General features: G+C 39.2%; 32 protein-coding genes and 1 tRNA gene. 9 read left to right on the top strand and 24 right to left on the bottom strand.

The window, feature by feature from the left end:
* Nucleotides 1–72: 72 nt before the first annotated feature.
* Complete coding sequence (locus ACIQXI_RS01465; RefSeq protein WP_402920819.1) at nt 73–300, bottom strand: hypothetical protein; 228 nt, start codon at nt 298–300, stop codon at nt 73–75.
* Nucleotides 301–529: 229 nt separating this feature from the next.
* On the opposite strand from ACIQXI_RS01465, the gene ACIQXI_RS01460 reads away from it, so the two are divergent.
* The gene (locus ACIQXI_RS01460) at nt 530–1,912 is read left to right on the top strand and encodes an SMI1/KNR4 family protein (RefSeq protein WP_402920816.1); all 1,383 of its coding nucleotides are present in this window, start codon (nt 530–532) and stop codon (nt 1,910–1,912) included.
* Between the two features lie 99 nt (nt 1,913–2,011).
* On the opposite strand, the gene ACIQXI_RS01455 is transcribed toward ACIQXI_RS01460, so the two are convergent.
* From ACIQXI_RS01455 to pnuC, 13 genes are all read right to left on the bottom strand, one after another.
* On the bottom strand, nt 2,012–3,301 hold the full coding sequence (locus ACIQXI_RS01455; RefSeq protein ID WP_402920814.1) for a DUF1963 domain-containing protein: 1,290 nt from the start codon (nt 3,299–3,301) through the stop codon (nt 2,012–2,014).
* Nucleotides 3,302–3,352: 51 nt separating this feature from the next.
* Nucleotides 3,353–3,775, bottom strand: a complete 423-nt coding sequence (locus tag ACIQXI_RS01450) for a DUF6678 family protein (RefSeq protein WP_402920811.1) — start codon at nt 3,773–3,775, stop codon at nt 3,353–3,355.
* 147 nt (nt 3,776–3,922) lie between these two features.
* Nucleotides 3,923–4,174 carry a hypothetical protein gene (locus ACIQXI_RS01445; RefSeq protein WP_402920808.1) on the bottom strand — a complete coding sequence of 84 codons (252 nt, stop codon included), beginning with the start codon at nt 4,172–4,174 and terminating at the stop codon, nt 3,923–3,925.
* Between the two features lie 44 nt (nt 4,175–4,218).
* Nucleotides 4,219–5,235, bottom strand: a complete 1,017-nt coding sequence (locus tag ACIQXI_RS01440) for a hypothetical protein (RefSeq protein ID WP_402920805.1) — start codon at nt 5,233–5,235, stop codon at nt 4,219–4,221.
* 17 nt (nt 5,236–5,252) lie between these two features.
* Nucleotides 5,253–6,308, bottom strand: a complete 1,056-nt coding sequence (locus tag ACIQXI_RS01435) for an ankyrin repeat domain-containing protein (RefSeq protein ID WP_402920802.1) — start codon at nt 6,306–6,308, stop codon at nt 5,253–5,255.
* A gap of 217 nt (nt 6,309–6,525) precedes the next feature.
* Complete coding sequence (locus ACIQXI_RS01430) at nt 6,526–6,903, bottom strand: Imm10 family immunity protein (RefSeq protein WP_402920799.1); 378 nt, start codon at nt 6,901–6,903, stop codon at nt 6,526–6,528.
* A 345-nt stretch (nt 6,904–7,248) separates the two neighbouring features.
* Nucleotides 7,249–7,557, bottom strand: coding sequence for a hypothetical protein (locus ACIQXI_RS01425; protein ID WP_402920796.1), 309 nt, complete (start codon nt 7,555–7,557; stop codon nt 7,249–7,251).
* Nucleotides 7,544–7,957, bottom strand: a complete 414-nt coding sequence (locus tag ACIQXI_RS01420) for a DUF6508 domain-containing protein (RefSeq protein ID WP_402920793.1) — start codon at nt 7,955–7,957, stop codon at nt 7,544–7,546. Before ACIQXI_RS01420 ends, ACIQXI_RS01425 begins: the two co-directional genes overlap by 14 nt.
* A gap of 55 nt (nt 7,958–8,012) precedes the next feature.
* Nucleotides 8,013–8,297, bottom strand: coding sequence for a hypothetical protein (locus ACIQXI_RS01415; RefSeq protein WP_402920791.1), 285 nt, complete (start codon nt 8,295–8,297; stop codon nt 8,013–8,015).
* A gap of 41 nt (nt 8,298–8,338) precedes the next feature.
* Nucleotides 8,339–8,896, bottom strand: a complete 558-nt coding sequence (locus tag ACIQXI_RS01410; RefSeq protein WP_402920788.1) for a riboflavin biosynthesis intermediates N-glycosidase — start codon at nt 8,894–8,896, stop codon at nt 8,339–8,341.
* Nucleotides 8,893–9,786, bottom strand: coding sequence for an NUDIX hydrolase (locus ACIQXI_RS01405; RefSeq protein WP_402920785.1), 894 nt, complete (start codon nt 9,784–9,786; stop codon nt 8,893–8,895). The genes ACIQXI_RS01410 and ACIQXI_RS01405 overlap by 4 nt, the downstream gene beginning before the upstream one ends.
* A gap of 36 nt (nt 9,787–9,822) precedes the next feature.
* On the bottom strand, nt 9,823–10,824 hold the full coding sequence (locus tag ACIQXI_RS01400) for an AAA family ATPase (RefSeq protein WP_402920782.1): 1,002 nt from the start codon (nt 10,822–10,824) through the stop codon (nt 9,823–9,825).
* Nucleotides 10,821–11,501, bottom strand: coding sequence for a nicotinamide riboside transporter PnuC (gene pnuC / locus ACIQXI_RS01395; protein ID WP_402920780.1), 681 nt, complete (start codon nt 11,499–11,501; stop codon nt 10,821–10,823). The genes ACIQXI_RS01400 and pnuC overlap by 4 nt, the downstream gene beginning before the upstream one ends.
* Before the next feature lie 329 nt (nt 11,502–11,830).
* Between pnuC and ACIQXI_RS01390 the strand changes: the two genes are divergently transcribed.
* From ACIQXI_RS01390 to ACIQXI_RS01370, 5 genes are all read left to right on the top strand, one after another.
* The gene (locus ACIQXI_RS01390; protein WP_402920777.1) at nt 11,831–12,322 is read left to right on the top strand and encodes a hypothetical protein; all 492 of its coding nucleotides are present in this window, start codon (nt 11,831–11,833) and stop codon (nt 12,320–12,322) included.
* Nucleotides 12,323–12,741: 419 nt separating this feature from the next.
* Nucleotides 12,742–12,951 (top strand): hypothetical protein, encoded by a 210-nt coding sequence (locus ACIQXI_RS01385; protein WP_016993944.1) that lies wholly within the window; start codon nt 12,742–12,744, stop codon nt 12,949–12,951.
* Between the two features lie 12 nt (nt 12,952–12,963).
* Nucleotides 12,964–13,326: a spore coat protein gene (locus ACIQXI_RS01380; RefSeq protein ID WP_402920774.1), complete on the top strand. Its 363-nt coding sequence runs from the start codon at nt 12,964–12,966 to the stop codon at nt 13,324–13,326.
* A gap of 21 nt (nt 13,327–13,347) precedes the next feature.
* Entirely contained in the window at nt 13,348–14,484 is a 1,137-nt protein-coding gene (locus tag ACIQXI_RS01375) for a zinc-dependent alcohol dehydrogenase (RefSeq protein ID WP_402920771.1), read from the top strand.
* 567 nt (nt 14,485–15,051) lie between these two features.
* Entirely contained in the window at nt 15,052–15,864 is an 813-nt protein-coding gene (locus ACIQXI_RS01370) for a hypothetical protein (protein WP_402920768.1), read from the top strand.
* 405 nt (nt 15,865–16,269) lie between these two features.
* Here ACIQXI_RS01370 and ACIQXI_RS01365 read toward each other — a convergent pair.
* Nucleotides 16,270–16,343: transfer RNA gene (locus ACIQXI_RS01365), tRNA-Arg, on the bottom strand.
* 225 nt (nt 16,344–16,568) lie between these two features.
* On the opposite strand from ACIQXI_RS01365, the gene ACIQXI_RS01360 reads away from it, so the two are divergent.
* Both ACIQXI_RS01360 and ACIQXI_RS01355 read left to right on the top strand, forming a co-directional pair.
* Nucleotides 16,569–17,318, top strand: a complete 750-nt coding sequence (locus ACIQXI_RS01360) for an SDR family NAD(P)-dependent oxidoreductase (protein WP_402920765.1) — start codon at nt 16,569–16,571, stop codon at nt 17,316–17,318.
* 80 nt (nt 17,319–17,398) lie between these two features.
* Nucleotides 17,399–18,067, top strand: a complete 669-nt coding sequence (locus ACIQXI_RS01355; RefSeq protein ID WP_402920762.1) for a hypothetical protein — start codon at nt 17,399–17,401, stop codon at nt 18,065–18,067.
* A gap of 79 nt (nt 18,068–18,146) precedes the next feature.
* Here the strand turns inward: ACIQXI_RS01355 and ACIQXI_RS01350 are convergent, their stop codons facing one another.
* The 5 genes from ACIQXI_RS01350 to rph all read right to left on the bottom strand — a co-directional run bounded on the left by ACIQXI_RS01350 (nt 18,147) and on the right by rph (nt 21,939).
* Nucleotides 18,147–18,311: a DUF2639 domain-containing protein gene (locus ACIQXI_RS01350; RefSeq protein WP_402920760.1), complete on the bottom strand. Its 165-nt coding sequence runs from the start codon at nt 18,309–18,311 to the stop codon at nt 18,147–18,149.
* A 155-nt stretch (nt 18,312–18,466) separates the two neighbouring features.
* Complete coding sequence (locus tag ACIQXI_RS01345) at nt 18,467–19,936, bottom strand: protein adenylyltransferase SelO (RefSeq protein ID WP_402920757.1); 1,470 nt, start codon at nt 19,934–19,936, stop codon at nt 18,467–18,469.
* A 142-nt stretch (nt 19,937–20,078) separates the two neighbouring features.
* Nucleotides 20,079–20,582 (bottom strand): metallophosphoesterase, encoded by a 504-nt coding sequence (locus ACIQXI_RS01340; RefSeq protein ID WP_402920755.1) that lies wholly within the window; start codon nt 20,580–20,582, stop codon nt 20,079–20,081.
* Between the two features lie 12 nt (nt 20,583–20,594).
* Nucleotides 20,595–21,188, bottom strand: a complete 594-nt coding sequence (locus tag ACIQXI_RS01335; protein WP_402920752.1) for an XTP/dITP diphosphatase — start codon at nt 21,186–21,188, stop codon at nt 20,595–20,597.
* 1 nt (nt 21,189) lies between these two features.
* Nucleotides 21,190–21,939, bottom strand: a complete 750-nt coding sequence (rph, locus tag ACIQXI_RS01330) for a ribonuclease PH (RefSeq protein WP_402920749.1) — start codon at nt 21,937–21,939, stop codon at nt 21,190–21,192.
* Between the two features lie 174 nt (nt 21,940–22,113).
* Here rph and trhA point away from each other — a divergent pair, with 174 nt between their 5' ends.
* Entirely contained in the window at nt 22,114–22,755 is a 642-nt protein-coding gene (trhA, locus tag ACIQXI_RS01325) for a PAQR family membrane homeostasis protein TrhA (RefSeq protein ID WP_402920746.1), read from the top strand.
* Nucleotides 22,756–22,801: 46 nt separating this feature from the next.
* Here trhA and racE read toward each other — a convergent pair whose 3' ends face one another.
* From racE to ACIQXI_RS01305, 4 genes are all read right to left on the bottom strand, one after another.
* Complete coding sequence (racE, locus tag ACIQXI_RS01320; RefSeq protein ID WP_402920743.1) at nt 22,802–23,599, bottom strand: glutamate racemase; 798 nt, start codon at nt 23,597–23,599, stop codon at nt 22,802–22,804.
* 10 nt (nt 23,600–23,609) lie between these two features.
* Nucleotides 23,610–24,062 (bottom strand): MarR family winged helix-turn-helix transcriptional regulator, encoded by a 453-nt coding sequence (locus ACIQXI_RS01315; RefSeq protein ID WP_402920740.1) that lies wholly within the window; start codon nt 24,060–24,062, stop codon nt 23,610–23,612.
* 74 nt (nt 24,063–24,136) lie between these two features.
* Nucleotides 24,137–24,358, bottom strand: a complete 222-nt coding sequence (locus tag ACIQXI_RS01310) for a helix-turn-helix domain-containing protein (protein ID WP_004226437.1) — start codon at nt 24,356–24,358, stop codon at nt 24,137–24,139.
* A gap of 203 nt (nt 24,359–24,561) precedes the next feature.
* On the bottom strand, nt 24,562–25,020 hold the full coding sequence (locus ACIQXI_RS01305; protein WP_402920737.1) for an acyl-CoA thioesterase: 459 nt from the start codon (nt 25,018–25,020) through the stop codon (nt 24,562–24,564).
* Nucleotides 25,021–25,079 lie beyond the last annotated feature (59 nt).

The following is a 25,079-nucleotide window of genomic DNA, read 5'->3' as shown; positions in this document are numbered from 1 at the left end:
GCAATAGAGATAACTGAACAATGAACAAAATAAAAAGCCACTCCCATATCGGAAGTGACTTCAGTTATTCGATTAATCAAAAGTGACTACGTTTTGCACGACGGTTACTTTATAGACCTCTTTCGTACTAATAAAGATTGTTTTAAAATTTTCAGTTTCGGTAAATGCATACCACGACTTGTTATTGAAGCCATTAGACATATCTTCCACAAATGTTTCTTGTCCAATATTATTTTTAATTTTATATTCTTCCTCACGACTTTCATTGAAGTAAAACTTCACTGTGTATTCATAATCCATGACCAACACCCCCTGTCTATCCTTAGCATGGGACAAATGGGGAGGAAGTAATCATTAGGAGGATAAGTATAAAAGACACATCGTATTTTTTATTAAGTCCTGCATATTTTATGCCTGCTGCTATTACTTGTCCCGTTACACTTATGGTAATCTTCTAGAATCTATGATTCATAGATGGTACAATTTTCAAGGAATAGAATTTCAGATAGAAAATCATTTGGAGGTAGACATGGAACAAAAGCTTATTGAGCAATTGAACGAGTGGCATGAAGTAGACGAACATCAGCAAATTGTTGATTCGCTTTTAGCAATTCCTGAAGAAGAGCGGGACTATCAATCCATTAGCATGTTAGCTAGAGCCTATAATAATCTAGGGCTTTACGAAGAAGCGCTTAATCATTTTTCTAACATAGCTGAAGCTGGTAAACTGGATTCGCTATGGCATTATCGGGTAGGCTTTGCTCTTTATCATCTACAGCGATATAAGGAAGCAACGCAAGCTTTTAGCGAGTCAAATCAATTATTGCCTGGAGATCCAAGTACAGAGTATTTTTTAAGAGAGAGTACTCGTAAAGCAAACAAGCAACAAAAAGAGGAACTACGGCTTGCTAAAAAGAAAGACTCCATAGCACGTGGCGATTTTGCAGCGCACAAGAGTCCTTTTTCAGACATGTCTCTAGCAGATTTTTGGGATGATAGTGAATACGCAAAATCATCCTATCAATGTGAGCCACCGACAGACGAACTAATCGATTCAATAGAGAAAGAACTTGGCTATAAGCTCCCCGCCTCTTATATTGCCTTAATGAAACAGCACAATGGTGGGGTACCGAAGAACACTTGCTTTCCAACTGAGGAGCCGACTTCCTGGGCTGAGGACCATATTGCCATTACTGGTATTATGGGTATCGGGCGCGAGAAAGGCTATGCCCTGTGCGGAGACCTAGGTAGTCCGTTTATGATTGAGGAATGGGGATATCCAGACATAGGAGTAGTAATCTGTGACTGTCCATCAGCGGGTCATGATGTCGTGATGTTAGACTATCGAGCTTGTGGTAAGGATGGTGAGCCTGAAGTGATTCATGTCGATCAAGAAGATGATTATGAAATCACTTTCCTTGCCGATAATTTTGAAGCATTTATTAGAGGTTTAGTGAGTGAAGAGCGCTATGATACTTCTGAACAAGACAAAGAAGATGCACTCGCTAAAGTAGCGCACGGTAAGTTTTCTCCTATGTTGGAAGAGTTATGCGCTCGCGTAACCGAAGTAGAACAAGTGGAACGAAAAATCCGCAGCATCTGTACACAAATTGTCGAAGAGAAAGGCCATTTCAGTTTTCATGCAGATGCATTATCCTATGTCATGTATGATGTGCAGTTTTGGTTATATACCAAGTCGTATCCGGATACTACTTACGATCAATATGTATCCGCTTATCAGAACATCATCGCATTTGGCGGAGAATTCGGGCAAGGTGGCTATGCTCCAGGCTTTATTACAGATTGGCTGGAACGACGTAAGAAGGAAGGACGTATCGTCCAGAGTCACGGGAAGATTCACTTTACCGATAGCTATAAAGATGCCGTAATAAATATGTTAAAAGAAGCCTAATGGCTGTATAGATGTAAGCTTAAAATGAAAAAAGCCTGCTTTCATAGCGGGCTCTTCTTATGTTTTGTTTTACTTTATTCCTTAAAGGCTAATCGGTCATCAACTTTGCTGATATGCCGTTGCTGTCATTTTGTCTGTTGGACATAAAAACATATAAAAAATACCTTCTGCATATTGGTCGAAATCCGCATAATCAATCTGCCCGATATATTGCATTCTTCGTTCACAACAAGGACAAACTGGATACTCCGGCTCTTGTACCCAAGTTGGATGACCGCCAATCTGCGAATCCAATTGTGACATCGTCCAAACCGCAGCATAATACGGTGATTGCGGCTCATATGAAAGAACTAAACTAGGTGTCGTTTCCGCTTCGCTGATTAGGTTATCTATATCTGGAAGATAATCAGGTTCTTGATTGTGGCGGCTCCAAACAGGCACACCATGATTGTCCAACTCCATGTATATAGTGCTAAAGCCCCCACATACATCACAAGTTATGACCTGTAGGTTCTCTATCTGCAAGTTTAAATATCGTAATGCCGGGTGGGAGGTAGCTACGTCCATCAACTTCATTAACTTCCTATTGCACCATGGACATGTTGAATGGCTTGACTCTAGAAAATGGGCATGATGTTTTTCATTGGCATCTTCACCCTGTTGGTCTACTTGTCTAATCGCATAACATAAAGGGTTTATTAAATTTCGCTTCTTTCCGTCTGGTGTAAGCTCCCATCCTCCATCAAGCGCATACGTTTCAGGCGTTACAAACAACTGCTCCACCCATGTTGGAGGCTGCATTTGCCATTCCCGAAACTGCTCTGTAACAGCAGTATCACCGATCCATCCGAGTACTAAAAGGAGAAAATTACGGTTGTCTTCATCCCATTTCACTTGACCTAAAAGCTGATTCCGAATGTTTTGTGAAGCATCTTTAAAAAGAATCGGATTATTAAACATGCCGCGCTCTATCAGTGCAGGCAAAGCAACGGATATATTAACATCCCGGTAACACACCAGTGATAATAAAATATCTTGTGCTTCACTTTTATTGTTAACAGCGAGTAATTCCAATGCATATTTCAACATACTGTCCGCTTCTTGGTCTGATAAAGATATGTACACCTGCTCCATGCGTAATGGAAACGAAACATATTGGACAAGGGGGTCATACTTTCTAGGCGCATGCATCACCTTGAGAATGTCAACATAATCTGTTAATCCTTCATAGAGATTGACCGTTTTGCGGTGCTGTTCAATATATGCTTGTTGTTTTTTTCGTTCCTGCTCTTGATAGCAGGGCATGCAGATTCCGCCTGTCTTGGCTGCGGTGCTCGGCAAAATTGTTGCATTGCAACCTTCCGTCTTACATGGTATTCGTTCTGTCATATTAGATTCCCCCCTTTATTGTCAGCAGCTAACATTGCCTGCCACTGGGCTTCATGATGTTAATATACTTGTATCTACTAGGTAGCCGTAAATGTAATAGGTATCGTTCTCTAGCCGGTATGGAATGGATAATGACTTTAATATATGAACAAAATCATCTGTGATATCAATCAGTTCTGGTGAAATGAGTCTACCTCGATGTTTCAAATACCTTGGCCTTACTCTAATCCATTCGACACTGTAAAATGGTTCAATGCCCTCTTCCCAATCTCCCCAATACCACACATCCGTTTCAAATTCTTCTGGGTGTCGGATTTCTTCTAACAAATACTTGCATTGGTATGGTGGCGGAAATAATAACGTATTTATAACGGCATCTTGCAGTTCTCGCCACTTTGTATTATTCATAATCGAAACTAAATTTCTCTCTGCAATGGCCTCCATTACTTTCATTTTGTTTTGGTTTGCTATCATATTAAAACCTCAGTTCGATAAGTTATTGTATGAATCGCATAGGACTAGCTTGGAAATCGCTTTGCCAAGTTCCAGTGAACATTCACAACATGCAGTGAAATGAGAGAAGCTGCCAAACTCCACAGTTTCACTGCTGAATCCAGCATATCAAGGTGTCGAGCCCTTTCGCTCATGGTATAGCCCGAACGCATAAGCTCCATTTAACACATTCTCTTGTAACCGATCGACAGAAATATTGGAAAGTTGATGATCCCCTACATGATCTCCATCATTCAATAATTGATTATATGTTGCCGCGTTTACGCTGACGCCTACCGCCTCAAAAAAAGACAATCCGATGTTTAAAGAGTTGATCGCGCTAATATTCTCAGTATGATAAATCGCGATTCCTGTAATCAAGCCAGGCACCTCATATTTTTCATGAGTAACAGTATTATTAGGTGTTATTGTTCGCCCAGAGTTTCTAATACTAACGTTAGAATATTCCTACCCTCATTCTTAAGATCACCGTTCAAATACTCTTTCATATATGGGATGGCTTGTGCTCCAAGCGCAACGAGTTGTTCATAGGCTTCATAATCTGTTCGCCAAAAACTTTTCATACTACCTTCTCCAAATTCTCCTCCTTCGATCACATTGACCCAATGTTTTACTTGTTGATCAAGGGAGAGTTGGTGGATAGCATCGACAGCGGACTGAAATTCCTGATCTTTACTCTTTAGGTCAGGCATTGCTTTATACAATTGGTCTAAGGGTACACAGTTTCTGACAAGTTGGCTTAGTGTCAAATAATCACCACCAACGCCATCCGCCGCTGATACGTAGGCAATAAAGTCCTCTGTTTGCTTTAATTGTTTTAAATCGTGCTGCAAGCGATGAATGACATCAATGGCAATTAAAAATAGCTCCGAATCGATTAACGTCTTTTCAAATATATAATTCTCCTTATTGCTTAAATACTCAGGCGTTTCTTGGCTAATACAGCTGTACATTTCAAGATAGCTTTCAAGACGATTTGGCATCTCTTCAAACATAAAAGGATAATCACCTTCACTAAATTTACATGAACGATAGACCTGCTCTTTTGTTTGATTATAAATCTCGTCACCCGTTCTCCTATAATTTTCTTGATAACTTTCGTAACACTCTGCAACACTTTGCTCTAAAGAAGCGCGATTATTAATGTAGACTAAATAACTACCATTATAGCTATCAGTATAGATAGAGAAAGTATAGACATCCTTGTTTCTTCCTTCTTCTATATAGCTCGTGATAGCCAATTTGCAGAAGTCATAAAGCGCATTTTCAATATCGTTTCTGCTAACGAATATCCCTTCATAAGAAGCAACTGTCGAGATTTCCTGAATAGTTTGATCTGTTGAGCAAAGTAGAAAAACACCCTTACCTTCCAATGCTCTTGTCCCACTGATTAACCTTCCAATTTGAACATCATAACTCATTGTGATATACATCCCCTTTACCGTTTATAGTCGGGCTGTTCCAACGTAATAGGATTCACATTACTAAGCACCCAGCTTACTGCTAGTTCACATAGTCTCGCTGGCTCATCATCACCATGTCCATTGTGAAGTGCCCTGATTAATATTTCTGCCTCCTGAAGTGCAGCATCATTTAATGGTGTACCCATGCTAAAGTAATGATTTAGACGATTAAGCATTTTACGATATTGATTATCCCAGTTAACTCCACCGTTATCTAAAATTTCGTACGACACTTTACCCGTAATACGGATAACCTCACCCTGTACCGTTTTCGCATGTCCTTGGGATGGTATTAATAAACGCCATAGTTCATGATGTTGTGCCTGCCATCCCTTCGTAGATACTGTTATTGGAGAGACGCCATCATGCATCGTTCTTAGCCCTACTGGTGGGACATCAAAGAGTTCATATAGCTGTAATAGTGCTTCATCTGTTTGTGTAAAATAGTCTTTGTTAAAGCCTTCTCTATGGAATTCAAAGTCTGTTCCAATTCGCTTTATAGATTTTTTCATTTCCTCCGTTACGGTTACGCCAGCATGAAGCAAAATATCGGCAACTTTCGCCATATTGACGATATCAATGTTTTTACACATGGCCAAAGCTTTTTCTAAAGGCGTCTGCTTCATGTTATTTTCTACGTTAATATTTGCCCCTTTGGCAACCAACGTCTGAACAGCATGTGGATGACAAAAACCTGCAGCGGCAAATAAAGGTGTCTCGTCTTGATAATCACTAGCTTCTATATCTGCACCTAGGTTAATCAGCAATTCCATCGTATCGTTTGAAGTTATTGCATGTTTATGTAGAGCCGTTCTTCCATAACTGTCACTAGCATTAATATCCGCTCCCTGTTCCACGAGCCAGCGCACCAATTCATGCGGTATATTGAAAAAGCTCAAGGCTGTTTCTTTACTGTAACCGCCACGAGCATTTAATTCGCATTGCATAAATGCCTGTTGTAATGCTGATAGATCACCTGCTTCAATTAGTTCATCGAAATTTTTCGGTAAGGTCTTTTTCTTCTTGCCCATCTTTATTTTCTCTCCTTACGTCTCGTTTTTCATTTTCCTTTATAACTAAATTTTACCACTCATTCATTTCTTGTCTATTTCCTGCAGCCGAAATAGTGCCATACGAAGGTGAAAAACTCTATCATCAAGCCTTTATACCTGGAGCGTGTCCGGGAAAGTTGGAGAATGTCTGAGGGGTGTCTTAAGAGGGGCGCTATTCTTTAGTACATTCTTGAATCTATTTCACTTCAATAACTATCTCTTGCTCGGCATTAAGCTTATGAAAGTGACTAATTAAAGAATTAAATTGATTTTCATCTAATGCATACTCAATGTCTATGGAATCAGTGCCCAGTGAATTTGCAGTCTCTTTTGATAAAATAATAGAAATTAATTTTTGGCTAAGTCTGATCCTTACTATTCCTCCATACGCTGCTCTATTTTCACTATTAAGTGTAATATGAACCTTATTGAGCATCGGTATGTCATCAATAAATAACGACTTTTGAAATAACACATAGTCTTTCGTGTTAAATTCATCATCTGCAAAACCAATGATTATTGTCTCATCCTCAATACTAAAATAAACAAATGACGCTTTTAGTAAAATGGACATTGAATTGCTCCCTCCCCCAACATCTAGTTTAATTCGCAAAGCCGCATAGCAAGATACAATTAGACTTTTTATCGTGTATTTCTGCTTGCCAATAATGCAGATCATTAATTTCTCTATACTCTAGTTCTTTAGCTAGCTTTTTTACATTGGTCCTAAATGGCTTTTTCAAAAATACAACAATGCTATCAGGGGGCCATCCTTCCCACGTCTCCGTAATTTCATTCCCAAGCAATAATTCATTGTGTAATATAGCTTTCAATTTTGCTGAAAGGCCTTCAATATGTTCTTGCGTGATATTGTTATAGATAGCTATCCCTCGTTTCTTTTTATTAATCTTAACGATAATTAAATAAATCCGTCTTCGGGTTCACCAACCTCAAACCCTACTATTTTGGTTGCCTCCACTTTAAATCGCTCTATCCAAGAATGCCAATCTTCCATTTCCATCTGTGCAAAAAAGGATAACCCACTTGGTTCTACTGAGGCCATAATAAAAACATCATCCTCTTCCTGCCCAAACCAATAAGGAATGCCATTTGTATATCCTATCCACCCGGGCATACGCTCGTATACATTCGTCATCCTGTCCCACACTTCAGATGGTAAGTTATACCATATATTTAAATTGCATTGTTGTGCTTTACTGATACTCATTTGTGTCCCCCCTCTCCATTAATTCTTTAAGCCTTGTTAGTATCTTTGTTACATGTCCATTGATAATGACGCCTTCAAATAGTCCTTCCGTAAATCGATCTCCACGTATATAACTGGTCATCAATTTTCGAAGTGAAGCTAAATCTGCTTTCATAACATGCTCTTCTAAATCATTTGCAATTTGCTTAAAAGCTTCATTTTCATGCAACCAACTCTTCCAATCGAATACAATGAGAAAATCTGTATTACATAGTTCATCGTGAAATTGTCGGATTTCTTCACATGCAAGCATATTCCTTTTTTCGTTTTCACTCGGCATTGCGTCTAGCCTTTGGAAAAAATCAAGAAATTTAACTAACTTAATTAACGTTTCATTGTTTATTTCTGGAAGCTGCGACAACCTATTCACCTCAATTCAAATTTTAGGAATTCATAGTTCTAAACAGCAATTTCCTTTATTCATTTTCTAAATCACGAAGAAGTGACGTATCCAATTTCTCTTTCCCTAAATAACCGCTACATATAACTGGGCGGTTAATGATGTCATACAGTTTTTTTAGATCTGAAATATCCTCTTTCGTCCATGTTTCAAATGAGTCAAATTCCGCCTTCGAAATTTGATGGTACTCAGGGGAGTCTGTTACCCCTGTTAAAACCTCATAGGCATAAATACTTTCGCCAAACTTGCCGACAGATTGGTATCTTCCTGTTTTTAAACGGACATATTCGGTATATCTCAAGGTCAACACCACCCTTTCTTTATTTTCTCTTACCGTAATCCTTACTTCTCATGCTTTAGCAACTCGTCTCGCGCTTCCATCAGCGCGAACCCTAGCAGGTTTGTGCCCCGCCATTTCATTGGATTCTCCACATCTAGATTCGACTGACCCATACCTATTCCCCATATACGGTCTCTCGGGCTTGCTTCGACTAGGATGCGGTTCTTCGTTGATTTAAGATAATCAGCCAGTTGCGGATTTTGCGAAAATTTCGCTAAGCTTGCTCTTTTGACAATGCCATAGCATTCCTTATCCCAAATAGCTTTGTCAAAGTTTCGAACCGCACGCCCAAAAGCTTTCATCTCTTTTGGATGCTTCGCTTGAAGGATAGACGCAAGCATTTCGTCATCCCCAAACAACCTTGCCTTCTCAGCCATCATAAACTGCTCGGCGCAAGAATATTGCGTTCCTTCTACTGTAAACGGGCACATCCACCATTGACTGAAGCAGCTTTTATCGACAATCCCGACCTTAGAAGGCGTATGCCCCCAAAAAAACAAAAATTTAAACTTTTGTCCCTTGCTATATGCTATTTTTAATTCATCTATCTTGTAAATCATCCTTCATCCTCCCAATTTCTCCGATACAAGCGAGATGGCCGATGCCCTGCATTTTCGGTGTATTGATCAGTCTCCGCCACAAGATCGGCCACTTTACGTCGGAATGCCGCCTTCAACAGTTCTTTATCCAACACGACCTCATAAACTTGCTGTAGTTCTGTTAAAGTAAATAACTTCGGCATTAAATGCAGTGCAATATCCGTATAATTTACTTTGCCCCGCAACCGTTCAATAGCACAGGCAATCATCTTTGCATGGTCAAATGCTAATCCTTCATTCGAGACAATCTTAAAATCTGTACCAGTCGATGTCGTCTTCGCAGTAATTGTCTTTGCTACGACCGCTGAAAGTTCTTCTTCTTCACTCCTTAATATAAGTTCGTATTCCAGCGTTTTCATGTAGCCGTCCTCAATTAGCACTTTTTCTTCCTTCAGTGGTCGATAAGTGACTTTGAACCAGGCAGCGTCTACCGCATCATCGCCTGCCTTTAGTTCCAACTTATCGCTATTAATCAAAGCCATGTAGCTGCAGCTTATCACCCACGTTCTTGGGTCACGCCCAATATCGCTAAAGGTATACAACTGCTCCAAATAGACGTCTTCTACGCCCGTCTCCTCTTGTAATTCCCTTACTGCTGCCTGCTCCGTCGTCTCATTTGAGCGGACAAAGCCCCCAGGTAGCGCCCATTTGCCTATGAAAGGATGCCCTGCACGACGAATCAGTAGAACGCGTAGCTCTTTTTCCGGTAGTTTGCGATAACTGTCCGCCTCCTCTTCCGTCACAGTAAAAATAACCATATCCGTCGTCACTGAAGGACGCTCATAGTCTCCTACCTTGTACTGTTGCAAAAATTCACGTTCTGTCAGTCCATCTTTATCTAACAAATCCAATTGACTTGCCTCCTTTATATTGATGCATTAAGTTTTTTACTCTCCGAAATAGTTTCCATAGGGCGCAAACTTCGCCAGTACTTCGTCAACTTTGTGTATACGTTCCTCCAGGCTTCCTCGTAGCGTAATATAAGGAATCCGTCGCTCCTTCAAATCAGCGATAATCTGTTTATGGAAAACATGCCGCTTCTGATCTCCGCTGCGGTCCCACGTATCATCATAAGGTATATCGTCATCGCATAGGAAAAACAAATCGTAGCGCTGAGCATTCTCTAAAGCGAGCCTTGTTAACAAATCCGGGGCCTTGCCGTGGTAATCTTGTGCAAACATATACGTCGTAATGGCATTCGTATCGACAAAAAGATAGCGGTTCGCAGCCAGCAATGCCTGTTCTTCACGCTCAATATGACCGACCGCAATGTCATCGAACGCTTCAAAGGCAATTCGGCGGTCCACTTGATGTTCAGTCCAATAATCACGACCATATTCGCTTGCGAACGTCGTGCCATACCGCTGAGCAAGTGCTTCAGTAATTGTCGACTTACCTGTGGACATGGCGCCAACGAAAACAACTTTCGTAATTAAGTCTCTATATACAATATCACTAACAAAATCTCTGTATTTATAAGGATTGGAACGAACCATCGTTGCTGAAATAGGCACTAGCTCGCGCGCTTCATCCACTCGTCTATCTACCGCCCCCAAAGCGACGCTCATATGTTCACCGTAAAACTCACTTGAGTAAAAATGCGTTACTTGCTCCCCGTTCAGCACACCGAGTATATACTGCTCTTCCCGAATCTCATGCTCTCTATCATCCGAATAGCCGTCTGGACCATCCCAAGCTTCGATTACTCGCACTTGCGGATAGAGCTTGCGAATCCAATTTGCTCGGATATGAAGCGGAATTGGGCTGACCGTCGTTTCGTAAATAATGACGATCAATTCATCTACCTCTTGTAACGCCGTTTCAATCATAAACTGATGCCCTTTATGCAGCGGGGCAAACTTCCCCAGTGTAAGTCCTAGCGTTTTCATAGCGCCACCTCCTTAACCACTTTATTCCAAGTATAGTATCCATAAAACGCGTTGACCAGATATGCGCTCCACATCACTATCATCAGCAAGCCATCACCACTACCATCCAGCATCCGAATCACCCACAACAACACTGTGAAAAGATTTAGCACGATATAAACTAGCCACTGTTCCTTAAATCTTCGAACCATTAATATCGTCGCTACAATAGAAAGCACTGTCGTAGTTGCATCGATGTAAGGCGAATTTTGACCTGGAATGAATGACAGCCCAAAGCCTATTAGCAAGCAGCCGATCACACTGCCCATACCAATTAGCAGCAATCCTCTTGGATCCAGTTGTCGCATAACTAGCTTGCCATCTTCTTGGCGGTTATTTTTCCACATGTAAAAGCCAATGACATTCATCGGAACGAAAAATAGTAAATTTAGCATTACCTCTCCAAACAAACCATTGATAAAAGCCAAATACGTGTAACCGACCGTATTGTACATACCGAATACATAACTCATCAAGTTGCCTTTCGCCGCAAGCACTACGCATAACACACCGGTAATAAAAACTGTAAATCCAAATAAGGAATCCTTTGACATCACCGTAAACCCGACAGCGATTGCAGTAAACAGCACTAACCATGTCATTTCAAAAACATTCCAGCTTCCTACTATCTTCTTCATCTTGCATCCCTCCATTTTTGATAAAGCAATTTTTCTTAGTATCATTTTGTTAATAACATTTTGTTACTATCAAAATTAACAGAAAATCTTGCAAAGGTCAAGAAAATATTTCCTGTTTTTTTGTAGGATGATGATTTTTATTATTTGGTAATGGTGCAATATGGGGACATAAATCGTCTCAAAACCGTTTCATCGCTACGTCCATACTTACTTCTTCACATGGTACACTTTGGAAATGATACCAGTTATACTAAAGAGGATGTGTAAAAGGGGAAATTGGAACGCTCGAAGCAATCGAACTATCAAGCTCAGCAATGGAGGTAGATTAGATGGATGATAAAAGCTCAAAAATGGAAACTTATTTGAATACGAAGGATATTGCCAAACGTAATACGTTATTAAAGCAATTAGTATTTGACTTACCAGAGGACGGAAAGGACTTTTTTCTAAAAGCTTATAAAAAGGAACGTTATTTAGATATGCGGCTGACTGCCATTAGAGGTTATGCTGCCTTTGCAAGTGAAGAAGAGGTAACCCTTTTAATGAAAAAAATGTTGGAAATCTTACAAAAGCGTCCGGAAAGTACCCCATATAATTATCAGGAATATGAAATTTTACGATCTGCTTTTTTAATCCCTTACTTGCTAGACAACTATTCTTATAACTGTTTTCATAACTTTAATGAACAGTTAAAAAAGCAATACGATGCCATGCCCGAAGTTTTCAAAGGCATCTTTACATGCGACGCTAAAGGTGAACATATCCAACTCATTCCCCCAGCAGTCGTCCAAAAAAACATTGAACATTTCTTACGAGGTTGAATAACGGTACTCAAAGCTAGCGCTATTTAGCATTTCGTTCGTACTATTCAATACAACTGGATTTTACTCCGTGATCATTTGATTGATAGAAACACTATATTAAGTGCCAAATAATGGACTTGTATGCATGACTTAACTTCATGTTGCAAGTCTTTTTTCATTCGTACTCGCAGCTGACTAGGAAGTATAGTATCGACTGTGGCACATCTCCTTTTTTCCTATTAAATTGTGGTCATTGACTTACCCTCGTCTTATACCAATATATTTTTCTTTTCATATTATCACGGTAATATCGCCATTTAACATTTGAAATTCTTACTATCAATATAGTTTTAGAAATACAGTTCTATAGCGAATTTGTATAAATAGACTTGCTATAGGGCAAACTTTTTAAAGAAAAAACTGGAGGTGCAAATGACGTGTTTGAGAAAAAATTAGCGCTTCATGAAACAATGGAATTTCATGAAGTCATTAACTTTATGACAACAAGTTTACTTAAATCGAAACTGAGTCAAGGTGTGGTCTTTGATGACGATTTAAGAGCATTATTAGATAAAAATGTAAAATTATCGACTCCAGCACTCACTGCTATGGTTAAGCTCTACTCTAAATCAGAATTAGAATATTAGGAGGACAATGCTATGAAAGACTATTTAGATCCTATCAATTCAATTGGCATGCCTGAGCTAACTGATTCGGGGGTTGCTCTGGAGTTTTTACTTACAACAAAGACCGGTATTAGAAATCTTTCCATTGCCTTAACAGAAACAGCTTCCCCTGCTCTTCAAAAAATCCTAAGAACTCAACTCGATGTCATGGTTGATTTATATTTCGAAATTTCTGAGCTGATGGTAAAAAAAGAATGGTTAAAACCTTATGATCTAGAAGGGCAAAAAGAATTGGATATTAAATCTGCAGAAAATGCGATTAGTATTGCACAGTTGGATTTATTCCCTAAAAACATGAATCGAAAAGGATTGTTCCCTACTCCACCGAAAAAATAAACGAAAAAGAGGGATTTTATAATGAAAGCTGTCACTTTTCAAGGTATAAAAAATGTTGAGGTTAAAGAAGTACAAGATCCTAAAATAAAAAAAGCTGATGATATTATTGTTCGTTTAACGACTACTGCCATTTGTGGGTCAGACTTGCATTTAATCCACGGAATGATTCCGAATATCGGAAAGGACTATGTCATTGGCCATGAACCGATGGGCATTGTAGAAGAAGTTGGCAAGGATGTGACAAAGGTTAAAAAGGGCGACCGAATTATCATCCCTTTTAATATTGCATGCGGTGAATGCTGGTTTTGCAATCATGAATTAGAAAGTCAGTGTGATAATGCAAACGATAATGGCGAAATGGGTGCTTATTTTGGTTATTCAGATACAACAGGCGGTTTTCCGGGAGGACAGGCAGAGTATATGCGTGTTCCATATGGCAATTTTATTCCGTTCAAAATTCCAGAGCAATCCGAAGTGCCTGATGAAAGTCTTGTGCTCCTTGCCGATGCTGCCTCTACTGCTTATTGGAGTGTAGAAAATGCCGGAGTAAAGAAAGGTGATACTGTCGTTATTCTTGGCTGCGGACCCGTTGGACTATTAGCACAAAAATTTGCTTGGTTGAAAGGTGCCGAAAGAGTCATCGCAGTTGACTATATTGGGTATCGTCTTAAACATGCAAAGAAAACAAATAACGTTGAAATCGTTAATTTTGAAGACCATGAAAATTGTGGTGAATATTTAAAAGAGATCACCAAAGGCGGTGCAGACGTTGTCATTGATTGTGTCGGGATGAGCGGAAAAATGACGCCTCTCGAATTTCTGGCCAGTGGCGTAAAACTCCAAAGTGGTGCTATGGGCGCCATTGTCACTGCCAGTCAAGCAGTACGTAAAGGCGGCACTATCCAAATTACCGGTGTTTATGGTGGTCGATACAATGCCTTCCCACTCGGAGATATTTTCCAGCGTAATGTGTCAATTCGTACTGGACAGGCCCCCGTTGTTCATCTCATGCCTCATGTCTATAACTTAATCGCTGACGGTAAAGTGAATGCCGGAGATATCATTACACACGTCCTCCCTCTTGAAAAAGCAAAACATGGTTATGAAATATTCGATACAAAACAGGAAGACTGTATTAAAGTGGTTTTGAAACCTTAAATATAGCGGTAAAAATGAAAAGCGCCTCAAACCCTTGATATTAAAGGATTTGAAGCGCTTTTTAGTTGGTTCAAACTTGTTCTATCTGAACCTTTAGACGTCCTTGGACAAAAACATTGATAAATCAATGACTATAATGTTTACCTTTTTTATACCCTACTTTTTTTTAGACAACCTATTTCTGTGTAGTATTTAATATTTATTCTTCTGCCCATTTAACATCATGTAATTTTTAATTAAAATAACAATATAAATTGAAAGATGGTGTTATTTTATGTAAAACTGAAGAAATCAAAATCCCACTAATTAAAACAGGAAAAACTGTAGCTGAAGCACTTGGGACATCATTACAAAACTTGTCTAATAAAATTTGCAGTGTCGATTTTAAAGTGATTGAATTAGAGAAAGTAGCAAAAATATGCTTAGTAAAATTCCAATATAACTCCTTATTAGAATATAAAACAAAATATAACAAAAAAGTAAACAGATAACTAAATGGTTGTCTGTTTTTTCATATATACTTTTAACAACATTTTCCCTAAAATGGATATGAAGGGAGATTTTTATATGGATAATTTATTTATGATTTTATTTTTAATTAGCTTATTGGCTTTACCTGTGTTTGCCGTTAGGTCAGTTATTGCATTTGTAAAGAAGGATGGTATGAAAGGGAAGAAAATGCTGAAATTCAGTGGTATTTCTTTTGCCGCTGTAATCGTTACAACTATAGGCTTTGCAGCTACGGCAGACACTGTAGAAACTACTAAAAAAGAAGAGAAAAAAGTGGAAACTGTAGCTAAAGTTAAAGAAGAGGAGAAAGAGAAACCAGAAGAAAAGGCTACACGTGAAGCTAAAGAAGCTGAAGAAAAAGCCTTAGCAGCACAAAAAGCTAAAGAAGAAGCTGAGGCTAAAGAGAAAGAAAAAGCGAAGGAAACTGAAAAACAGGTAGAATATTTTAAAACAAATACCCAACCATTTATCAATGAACTTACAAGTTCTTATGATAAAGGTTGGAATGATGTGTGGCAACCTACTTTTGAAGCGATAAGTGCAGGAAATACAGATATATATAAAGCTTATGAAAATATGAAAGCCTTAAAAAATTATTACAGAAATTTAAGCACCAATATGAATAATATTCCTGTTGAGGGTTTATCTAAAAAACACCAAAAATCACTTAAAGGCGCTATGAATGACCTTAGCTATGCTGCTGTAAGTAGACAAATGGCTGCGGAAAAATCTATGAAAATGTTTGATGAAGGTAACTATTCTCCTTCTCACATGGATAAAATAAAATCAGATATCGCTTCTGCTGATTCTCGGATGTTGTCTGCTGTAGTTGTAATCACTTCAGTAAAGGCTGAGTTAGGAATAGAATAAGAATCACATTGGATAAAGTCACTCAATAGAGTGGCTTCTTATTTTTATCTAAATAAATTAGTTAGGAAATTTTCCACTTTAGTTTTAAGAGCTCGAAGGATTTACAATATGGTGTGTAATGACAGTGGGTCATTAGGACACTCAATTATTCAAACAACACTGGACAATTATTCACTCATACTAAAAGAATTGGAAAAACGCGATGAAGAAATTGCAATTAACATTTATTCATCCTAATTTTTTGTTCACCTTGTTTACATTTTGTTACCTAATTTATATTTTATATGTTTTTCTATGCGATTTTTGAAATCTTTAAAAGAAAAGAAAAACGCCTAAAACCCAGTATTCTCAAGGTTTTAAGCGTTTTTCTTTTTGGTTTAAAATCAATCTACGTTTTGCTAAAAACGTCCCAGGAGGGATTCGAACCCCCGACCGACGGCTTAGAAGGCCGTTGCTCTATCCTGCTGAGCTACTGAGACATGATGTGTTTTCCTAAATAACTTTTCTCTTAGGAAAGACAATATTTATTATATGTCGTTTATAACATAAAGTCAACATTAATTTTACTATGAAGGCAAGGTTTGCCTTGCATCTATTATATACCCATTTATTATATGAATCTATATCTTTCTTTATGCGCTTTTAATACAGTACAATCACATTTTTTGCTAAAATAATGAAAACGTAAAAGAGGAGGTATGCGTATGTTTGAACAATCTGTTGTAGTGGTGACAGGTGGTGCACAAGGCATTGGTAAAGGCATTGTGCAGGCCTATGCACAGCGTGGTGCTAAGGTGGTCATAGCAGATGTCAATGCAACGCTTGGGAAACAATTAGCGCATGAATTGCAGGCGCAAGGTTATGCGGTGTTATTTATTGAGACGGATGTTGCGAAAGAACAGGATATCGTCGCCTTAATGGTACAAACAGTTCAACATTTTGGTACGATTACAATTTTAGTGAATAATGCGGGTAAGTTTCAACACGTATCTCCATATGATATTACGTTCGCGCAGTGGCAAGATATGTTGCATACTAATTTAACGAGTGTTTTATTTTGTTCGCGAGAAGCAGCAAAAATAATGCGGACAAATGAACAAGGTGGTTCCATTGTTTCTCTAGCCTCTACACGGGCGTTTATGTCTGAGCCCCATACGGAAGCATATGCCGCTTCAAAGGGCGGTATTGTGGCGTTAACACATGCTTTAGCACGTTCTTTGGGGCCAGATCAAATTACGGTTAACTGTATTTCTCCTGGATGGATTGAAACGGGGGATTATGAACAGTTACGGACGATTGATCATGCCCAACATGTATCTGGACGTGTTGGTATGCCGGAGGATGTTGCGCTAGCTTGTTTGTATTTAACAAATCCCGCAAATCGCTTTGTTACAGGTATTAATCTAACTGTCGATGGTGGTATGACGAAGAAAATGATTTATGAAGATGAATGAACGCTCTTTAATTATGCACATTAAAAGATCGCGTCGAGTACTCTACAATAGAATGAATTTTTTGAGGGAGTGAACATGCGGTGTTTCCTTATGCAAATGGCTCTTACGGGAATTCTTTAAGTGCCCTTTATACTGCTCCATCCAACCAGTATACGGCGCCTATTCGGCACTTTTTACAACCGCAACAGGATAATCGAAAGTGTATAAGTAAAGCAGAATCTGATTTTATGGCGATGAATCGTCTGTTGTGGATGGAGCATGTCAATTGGACGAGGATGACGATTATTAGCATTGTCTTCGGTTTGCCTGATTTACCGTTTGTGCAAGCACGTCTGTTACGCAACGCGACGGATTTAGGCAATTGTCTGCGCCCATTTTACGGCGATCAAATAGCCGATCGCTATGCAGCACTAATCAAAGAGCACCTAGTTATTGCAGCACAGTTGGTCACAGCAGCGAATAAAGGTGATGCAGCAACAGCAGCTGCAAAAGAAAAGGAATGGTATCGTAATGCCGATGAAATTGCTGTCTTTTTAAGTACGATTAATCCTTATTTGACGAAAGAAGCCGTACAGCAAATGTTTTATAGCCATCTAGCTTTAACGAAAAAAGAAGCGGTGACGATGATTCAAAAAGATTATCAAACGGATGTGCAAGTATTTGATGAAATCGAAGCAGAGGCACTCGCCATGTCGGATATGATTGCAATGGCCATTGTCATGCAGTTTTGCTACCGCTTTTATTCATAATGGCTCCAATAAAAAACCAGATTCATAGACAATGCTTGTTGTCCATCAATCTGGTTTTACGAATATTTAGTGCCCGAAGCTATGATTGCTCTATATCTGTTTGGTGTGTCTCGACATAGCGGTAATATAAATTACGTAATTCTGATTCTTTAAACTTCCCTAGATGGGTTTTTAATTGAGGATGCACTAAAATCCCCTTTGCGCGTAGCTCCTTGACAAACCAACCTTTAGAATATTGATGCACGTTGCACAGTCCCCTTTTCTGTTATTCATACATAACGTATGCTCAAAGGTTTTGCGCTGTTACCGTTCTCCTTTTCATAAAAGAAAAAGTGTTAGATTGATTGCAGTCAATCTAACACTTTTTGGATTTGCTCAGCATAGTTAGCTTTTAGTCGTTTATGTGCCACAAAATGTTTGGTATGGACAGTCTGTTAGGGCTGGGAGCTTTGTATACTCTTCTTGCTCAGCTGTATAAGCGTATGGTTGGGATAATGCTTGTAATAGCTTATTCATTACTTGATAGTCGCCTTGTGTAACAGCGGCTTCTAACGCCTCTTCTACTCGATGGTTGCGAGGAATAATAGCCGGATTATTATCGCGCATTAACTGTTGAGATGCCGCTTCACTTTCCTCTTGTCTTTGGCGTCTTGCTTGCCACTGTTCATACCATTTTTTAAATTCTGCACACTCAAATAGCGTTGTGCCTTGACATTTATTTAACGTCAGCGCCCGGAACGTATTCGTATAGTCTGCTTCGTACTTTTCCATGAGGGTTAGTAGTTCATCTACCAATTTTCCATCCTGCTGTTCTTCGTTATAAATCCCCAGTTTAGCGCGCATGCCCTTTAGCCAGTTTGTATTATACAATTGTGGATATTGCTGAATCACTTCTTGAGCCAATGTTACTGCCTCTTCTTCGTTATCATGAATAAGTGGTAGCAGTGATTCCGCAAATCGCGCAATATTCCAAGCGCCAATAGGTGGCTGATTGCCGTAAGCATAGCGACCTTGGCGATCGATTGAACTAAACACGGTTGCTGGATTGTACGTATCCATAAAAGCACAAGGGCCATAATCAATAGTTTCGCCACTAATCGTCATATTATCCGTATTCATCACACCGTGGATAAAGCCAACTAACTGCCATTTTGCAATAAGTTTAGCTTGTCTCTCCATCACTGCCTGAAGCAACTTTAAATAACGATTCCCTTGTGTCATGTCAATCATTGAATAATGCCGTTCGATGGCGTAATCAGCTAGTATTTGAAGCTCTTCCTCGCTACCCCATTGTGCCGCAAACTGAAATGTTCCGACACGCAAGTGACTGCTCGCAACACGCGTTAAAATTGCACCGGGCAGTTCCGTTTCACGTTGAATTGTTTCTCCCGTTGTGACGACAGCTAAACTACGTGAAGTCGGAATGCCGAGTGCATGCATCGCTTCGCTTATAATATATTCCCGAAGCATGGGACCGAGTGCCGCACGCCCATCTCCGCCTCGCGAAAAGGGAGTGCGACCTGAACCTTTGAGGCCAATATCATAGCGTTGCCCTGTAGGTGTAATTTGTTCTCCTAGCAGCAATGCTCGACCGTCACCTAACATATTAAAATGCCCAAATTGATGTCCTGCGTAGGCCTGTGCAAGCGGTAATGCGCCATTAGGTATGTCATTGCCTCCAAGCATGGCAATGCCCTCTTGACATTTCAGTGCCTCACTATTTAAGCCAAGGGACTTAGCAACAGCTTCATTAAAAATGACCAATTGTGGTGATTGCACAGGATTTAATTGCACAGGGCTATAAAATATACTTGGAAGCCGCGCATAGCTATTATCAAAATTCCATCCAAAGTTGTTTTCCTTTGTCATTTTATCCCCCTTTTCTTTAGTTTTACTACTATATTGCAATTCATGCTTGGTCGTCACGCCCAATCCATATATCGCACATAAATATAAAAACGCTTAAACTTTCTTATGGTAGAATGTTAAGCGTTTTTATATCTTTTATACCTTAATTCCGTCTAAATGTGTGCTTCGAAATGCATTCATTGTCATCAGTAAAAAAATCCACCTGAAAATAATCATCTTGTATATCGATAAGCGCAAAGCTTTTTTCATTGCGCCCTCTCGGCTTCAATAGACTGCCTGGATTAATAAATAGAACATCATCAATCATTTCGGCGCCGAGTACATGTGAATGGCCGAAGCAGGCTATTTGCGCGTCGACTTCTTTTGCTCGATATGACAATGATAAAATGGATGATTTAACATTAAATAAATGACCATGTGTGGCAAAAACGATCGCATCCCCCACTTGAAGGACGACTTCATCTGGATAAGCTTTATCGATATCACAGTTTCCACGTACTTTTTTCATGCCATCTAGTGCAACATGAGAAAAGGGCAGTTCACTATCGCCACAATGAATCATTGTTTCAATAGATGGATAAAAACTGCGTACTTTATCAATGACATGGCTATCTCCATGAGTATCACTCATCACTAATAGTTGCATGGATATCACCTCTTACTTAATAAGATTTGGCAATTGTTCCTTTAGCTTGCGAATGGCATTTCCACGGTGCGAAATAGCACCCTTTTCTTCAGGTGTTAACTCAGCCATCATACGATTTAAGCTTGGTACGAAAAAGACTGGGTCGTAGCCAAAGCCATTTGAACCGCGTTTCTCACGTGCAATGACACCTTCACAAGTACCAAATACTGTTGTTGTGTCAAAATCAGGACCTGCAATGGCAATGCAGCAGCAAAAGCGAGCTGTACGTTTAGCATCTTCTACGTCTTGTAAATTATGCAGTAGTTTTACCATATTGGCCTCGTCATCGTGATCTCCTGCATAACGCGCTGAATAGACACCAGGTTCACCATTTAACGCATCGACAGCTAGGCCGCTATCATCTGCAATAACAATAGAACCTAACTCTTTTGCTAAAGCTTCTGCCTTTAACACTGCATTTTCTTCAAAAGTTGTGCCTGTTTCTTCTATTTCCATATTTGGCGCAACATCAAACATCGTTACCACTTCATAACCAAGTGGCGCAAATAATGCTTCAAAGTCTTTCGCCTTGCCTTTATTTTTTGTCGCAATTACAACTTGTTTCATCTTAATCATTTCCTCCTACTTTAAGAGCAATTTCACCAAGTGCTTGTTTTTGTAGCTCAATCAACTCTTGGATTCCCTTTTCACCTAATGCAAGCAAGTCATTTAATTCCTCACGTGAGAAGGTTGCTTCTTCCCCTGTGCCTTGCAATTCTACAAAGCGACCTGCACCAGTCATCACGATATTCATATCAACTGCTGCATCGACATCTTCTACATAATTTAAGTCTAGAACAGCCCCTTGTTCGGCAACAATGCCAACACTTGTAGCCGCTAAAAAATCTGTTACAGGGAATTTTTCTAATTGTTTTTCTTCAGCAAGCTTAGCAATTGCTTGTGTCATAGCGACAAATGCACCTGTAATGGATGCGGTACGTGTACCACCGTCCGCTTGAATGACGTCACAGTCGATCCATACAGTACGTTCTCCTAACGCCTCTAAATCGACGATAGCACGCAATGCACGCCCAATAAGTCGTTGGATTTCCATTGTACGTCCGTTTACTTTTCCGCGTGATGATTCACGTGGTGTACGTTGTGCTGTAGCGCGAGGTAGCATAGAATACTCAGCTGTAATCCATCCTTTTCCTTGGCCGCGTAAAAAACCTGGAACTTTATCTTCAACTGTTGCCGTACAAATTACTTTTGTATTGCCAACTTGGATCAATACTGAGCCTTCTGGATGCAATAAATACTCGCTATCCATTTTTACAGGACGCAATGCATTTGCATCTCTACCATCAAATCTTGTCATAATTATTCGTGCCTCCTAAAATCTTTCGCGCCCTTATTTTATCATATTTTATATTCGTGCGACGATTTACTAACCGTACTATATGATATTTATCATATAAATTGCATTACATTTTCCTCTACAATGAAAATTTCATCATGTTATAGTAATATAATAAAGAAAGAGGTGATGGTCATGTCTCAATCAACAATCGAGCATAATAGTTATACCATGAAGGAAGAATTTTGGAATGCCCTAACACATGGAATCGGTGCATTTTTAACTGTTCCTGCTACCCTTTTATTAGTGCATAAAGCTTTAACAACTGGTACAAGTACGGAGCTTATTAGTTACATTATTTTTGGTGTTTCGATGTTTTGTTTATACATAGCATCGACCTTATATCATGCATTGCCAACACATAAGGTACTTTTAAAAAAATTAGATCATAGCTCCATTTTCTTATTAATTGCAGGAACTTATACACCAATTGCATTAATTGCGGTTGGCGGAAAACTCGGCTTGAGCATTTTTATTATCGAATGGGTACTAGCCTTTATTGGCATTATTTTAAAACAATTTTTCGTCTATCGTTTTAAAAAAGTCTCCTTGCTTGTCTATATTGGCATGGGATGGCTCATTATTTTTGCCTATAAGCCATTAGTTGCCTATATCTCATTTAAGGGCTTTATGGTACTGTTACTCGGTGGTATTTTTTACACCGCTGGCACTTATTTTTACAAAAACAAAAGTATTAAGTACAACCACGCTATTTGGCATGTCTTTGTCATGGCTGGTAGTGCGGCGATGTTTGTTACTATCTATTTATTTATGTAAAACAGGATGCAAAAAAATCAGCCTAGCTCGTAAGCTAAGCTGATTTTTATTTTAAAGTAATACGGTTTATGTCAAGCGTACCTTGTTCCAGCCAATTTTCTGCTATCGAACGGAAAATTGGCACAGAACCCGTTGCATAAAATTTATGTGCGGGCTTAGCATTTGCATCTGCTAAAGTGCCATTATACGCAAGCATTTCCTCAACATCCTTTGCTGTTTCTTCCGCAGAAGATAGCACGAAAACATCTTCTCCGACAACAGCTTCAATTTGTTTTTGCAAAATCGGATAATGCGTACATCCTAAAATGACCGTATCAAATTGTTCGTTTTTTAACGGTTTTAAGCCATCAGCAATTAAATTATTGGCAAATTCGCCTTTATATTCGCCACTTTCTACAAGTGGTACGAATGTTGGACAAGCCAATGGAATGATGTGGGTAGACGTATTCAAAGACAATAAGGCTTCTTCATACGCCCCACTCTTAATTGTTCCTTCAGTTGCAAGCACAACGACTTCATGTCGCTTCGTTTTCTTTACAGCTGCACGTGCGCCAGCATTAATAACGCCTAGTACCGGAAAAGGCATATTACGTTGTAAACTTTCGAGTGCTACTGCAGTCGCTGTATTACAAGCAATGACTAGCATCTTAATATTCATTTTCTCGAGCGCTTTTGCCATTTGCCAAGTAAAATTTCGTACTTCCTGACGAGTTCGTGGACCATAGGGACATCTTGCTGTATCACCAATGTAATAAATCGTTTCATTTGGTAATCGTTTGATTATTTCTTTTGCTACGGTTAAACCGCCTACTCCTGAATCAATAACGCCTATCGGGGCATTCATACTTTCCGCCTCAATCCTGTTTCATGTGTACATGTAGTTTTTCTAAATAGCTTGATAATTGCGCGACTTCTTGTTCGTTAAATTCTACAAGCATTTCCTTCAAATATTGCTGTCTTTTTTCTATAACTTCTTGAATAATACGTTCGCCTTTTTCGAGAAGATGAACGACAACAACCCGGCGATCATTTTCATCTCGCACGCGCTTGACTAATTCATTTTTCTCCATTCGGTCCACTAAATCTGTTGTTGTACTAAAAGCTAAGTATAAACGGTTTGATAAATCGCCAATTGTAATATCTCCAAGCTCTTCTAACCACTGTAATGCAACAAATTGTGGCGGCGTAATCGCATATTGCGAAACAATTTCCCTACCTTTTTGTTTCACAATGGCCGCAATATAGCGTAATTCCTTTTCAACCGTTGCAACGGTTTCAGGTGAGTGCTTTGTTACTTCATCCGACATATAACTATTCCACTCCTAAAAATACGTTGAATAGTTCTATTTTGTCGTTTTTTTTATGAAATAGCAAGTGTCCATTAGTCTAATTTGAATTCTTCTAAGCGTAACAGCTCAATTAACGCCTGAGATCGATTTGTTACACCTAGCTTTTGAATTGTATTGGAAATGTGATTGCGCACTGTTTTTTCACTAATACCAAGTTGCTCTGCAATATCCCTCGTTGTTTTTTCAGCTAATAAAAGCGCAAATATTTCACGTTCTCGGTTTGTTAAAAGAGAACGATGATGAGAGCCATTCATTTTCAGTCACACCCTCCTCCCCCGCACGTATTGTAACTTATGTTAAGGAGTGATGAGCGGTGACGGCTATTTTCATGAATACACGTAGTTTCCACAAAAAAATCGAATGTTCTTCTATAAAAGGCCAAGAAACGAATTAAAAAAGAATTAAAAATGTCTCATCCGCAATTTACGTACAGCCGAAGCAGCATGCTTTTTGTAAGTTAAATTCTTGCCAAAGCAGCTAAGCGCACTTTTTCATCCTCTGCTAGTGGGACGCTCTTTCCTGTTCGCGGGTCCATTTGTACAATGGTACCTCGTCCGGTAAAGCAAACCTTATTGTTTTGGTTTTTCGCTAAGTAATGAATATCCATTGAAGAATTTCCTACAGTGGCTACCTTTGTATAGATGCGCAATACATCATCAAAGTAAACTTGCTTGCGATAATCACATTGTAAATCTGCTACAATCGGAATACCCTTAACTTCATCATCCGTTGCAGAAGGCATGAGTAGGCCGAGATGTCTAAAATATTCTATTCTAGCTTGTTCAAAGTATGTAAAGCTAACTGTATTGTTCATATGACCATACATATCCGTTTCTGAAAAACGAACACGGACCTCCGTAAAAAATGAAAAATCGTCCAACCATTTATCAAAATCTTTAATATAACTTGCTTTCATGTAACCATCCCCTTTAAATTTATTCCCCTGTGATACTCTTCCTATTTTACTAGCATAAA

It is taken from the genome of Lysinibacillus sp. NPDC097195 (genome assembly GCF_044762075.1).
In the GTDB taxonomy this organism is placed as follows: domain Bacteria; phylum Bacillota; class Bacilli; order Bacillales_A; family Planococcaceae; genus Lysinibacillus.
This window is presented reverse-complemented; position numbering and strand designations above follow the sequence as displayed.

Coding starts and splice junctions, on each gene's coding strand:
- ACIQXI_RS01440 (WP_402920805.1), bottom strand. CDS start 5,235: ATGAGTTATGATGTTCAAATTGGAAGGTTAATCAGTGGGACAAGAGCA.
- ACIQXI_RS01375 (WP_402920771.1), top strand. CDS start 13,348: ATGAAAGCTGTCACTTTTCAAGGTATAAAAAATGTTGAGGTTAAAGAA.
- ACIQXI_RS01425 (WP_402920796.1), bottom strand. CDS start 7,557: ATGAGTATCAGTAAAGCACAACAATGCAATTTAAATATATGGTATAAC.
- ACIQXI_RS01380 (WP_402920774.1), top strand. CDS start 12,964: ATGAAAGACTATTTAGATCCTATCAATTCAATTGGCATGCCTGAGCTA.
- ACIQXI_RS01305 (WP_402920737.1), bottom strand. CDS start 25,020: ATGAAAGCAAGTTATATTAAAGATTTTGATAAATGGTTGGACGATTTT.
- ACIQXI_RS01430 (WP_402920799.1), bottom strand. CDS start 6,903: ATGTCCATTTTACTAAAAGCGTCATTTGTTTATTTTAGTATTGAGGAT.
- ACIQXI_RS01335 (WP_402920752.1), bottom strand. CDS start 21,188: ATGAAACAAGTTGTAATTGCGACAAAAAATAAAGGCAAGGCGAAAGAC.
- pnuC (WP_402920780.1), bottom strand. CDS start 11,501: ATGAAGAAGATAGTAGGAAGCTGGAATGTTTTTGAAATGACATGGTTA.
- racE (WP_402920743.1), bottom strand. CDS start 23,599: ATGAATGCCCCGATAGGCGTTATTGATTCAGGAGTAGGCGGTTTAACC.
- rph (WP_402920749.1), bottom strand. CDS start 21,939: ATGACAAGATTTGATGGTAGAGATGCAAATGCATTGCGTCCTGTAAAA.
- ACIQXI_RS01410 (WP_402920788.1), bottom strand. CDS start 8,896: ATGATTTACAAGATAGATGAATTAAAAATAGCATATAGCAAGGGACAA.
- ACIQXI_RS01345 (WP_402920757.1), bottom strand. CDS start 19,936: ATGACAAAGGAAAACAACTTTGGATGGAATTTTGATAATAGCTATGCG.
- ACIQXI_RS01360 (WP_402920765.1), top strand. CDS start 16,569: ATGTTTGAACAATCTGTTGTAGTGGTGACAGGTGGTGCACAAGGCATT.
- ACIQXI_RS01310 (WP_004226437.1), bottom strand. CDS start 24,358: ATGAATGGCTCTCATCATCGTTCTCTTTTAACAAACCGAGAACGTGAA.
- ACIQXI_RS01400 (WP_402920782.1), bottom strand. CDS start 10,824: ATGAAAACGCTAGGACTTACACTGGGGAAGTTTGCCCCGCTGCATAAA.
- ACIQXI_RS01460 (WP_402920816.1), top strand. CDS start 530: ATGGAACAAAAGCTTATTGAGCAATTGAACGAGTGGCATGAAGTAGAC.
- ACIQXI_RS01390 (WP_402920777.1), top strand. CDS start 11,831: ATGGATGATAAAAGCTCAAAAATGGAAACTTATTTGAATACGAAGGAT.
- ACIQXI_RS01315 (WP_402920740.1), bottom strand. CDS start 24,062: ATGTCGGATGAAGTAACAAAGCACTCACCTGAAACCGTTGCAACGGTT.
- ACIQXI_RS01340 (WP_402920755.1), bottom strand. CDS start 20,582: ATGCAACTATTAGTGATGAGTGATACTCATGGAGATAGCCATGTCATT.
- ACIQXI_RS01465 (WP_402920819.1), bottom strand. CDS start 300: ATGGATTATGAATACACAGTGAAGTTTTACTTCAATGAAAGTCGTGAG.
- ACIQXI_RS01450 (WP_402920811.1), bottom strand. CDS start 3,775: ATGATAGCAAACCAAAACAAAATGAAAGTAATGGAGGCCATTGCAGAG.
- ACIQXI_RS01455 (WP_402920814.1), bottom strand. CDS start 3,301: ATGACAGAACGAATACCATGTAAGACGGAAGGTTGCAATGCAACAATT.
- ACIQXI_RS01435 (WP_402920802.1), bottom strand. CDS start 6,308: ATGGGCAAGAAGAAAAAGACCTTACCGAAAAATTTCGATGAACTAATT.
- trhA (WP_402920746.1), top strand. CDS start 22,114: ATGTCTCAATCAACAATCGAGCATAATAGTTATACCATGAAGGAAGAA.
- ACIQXI_RS01370 (WP_402920768.1), top strand. CDS start 15,052: ATGGATAATTTATTTATGATTTTATTTTTAATTAGCTTATTGGCTTTA.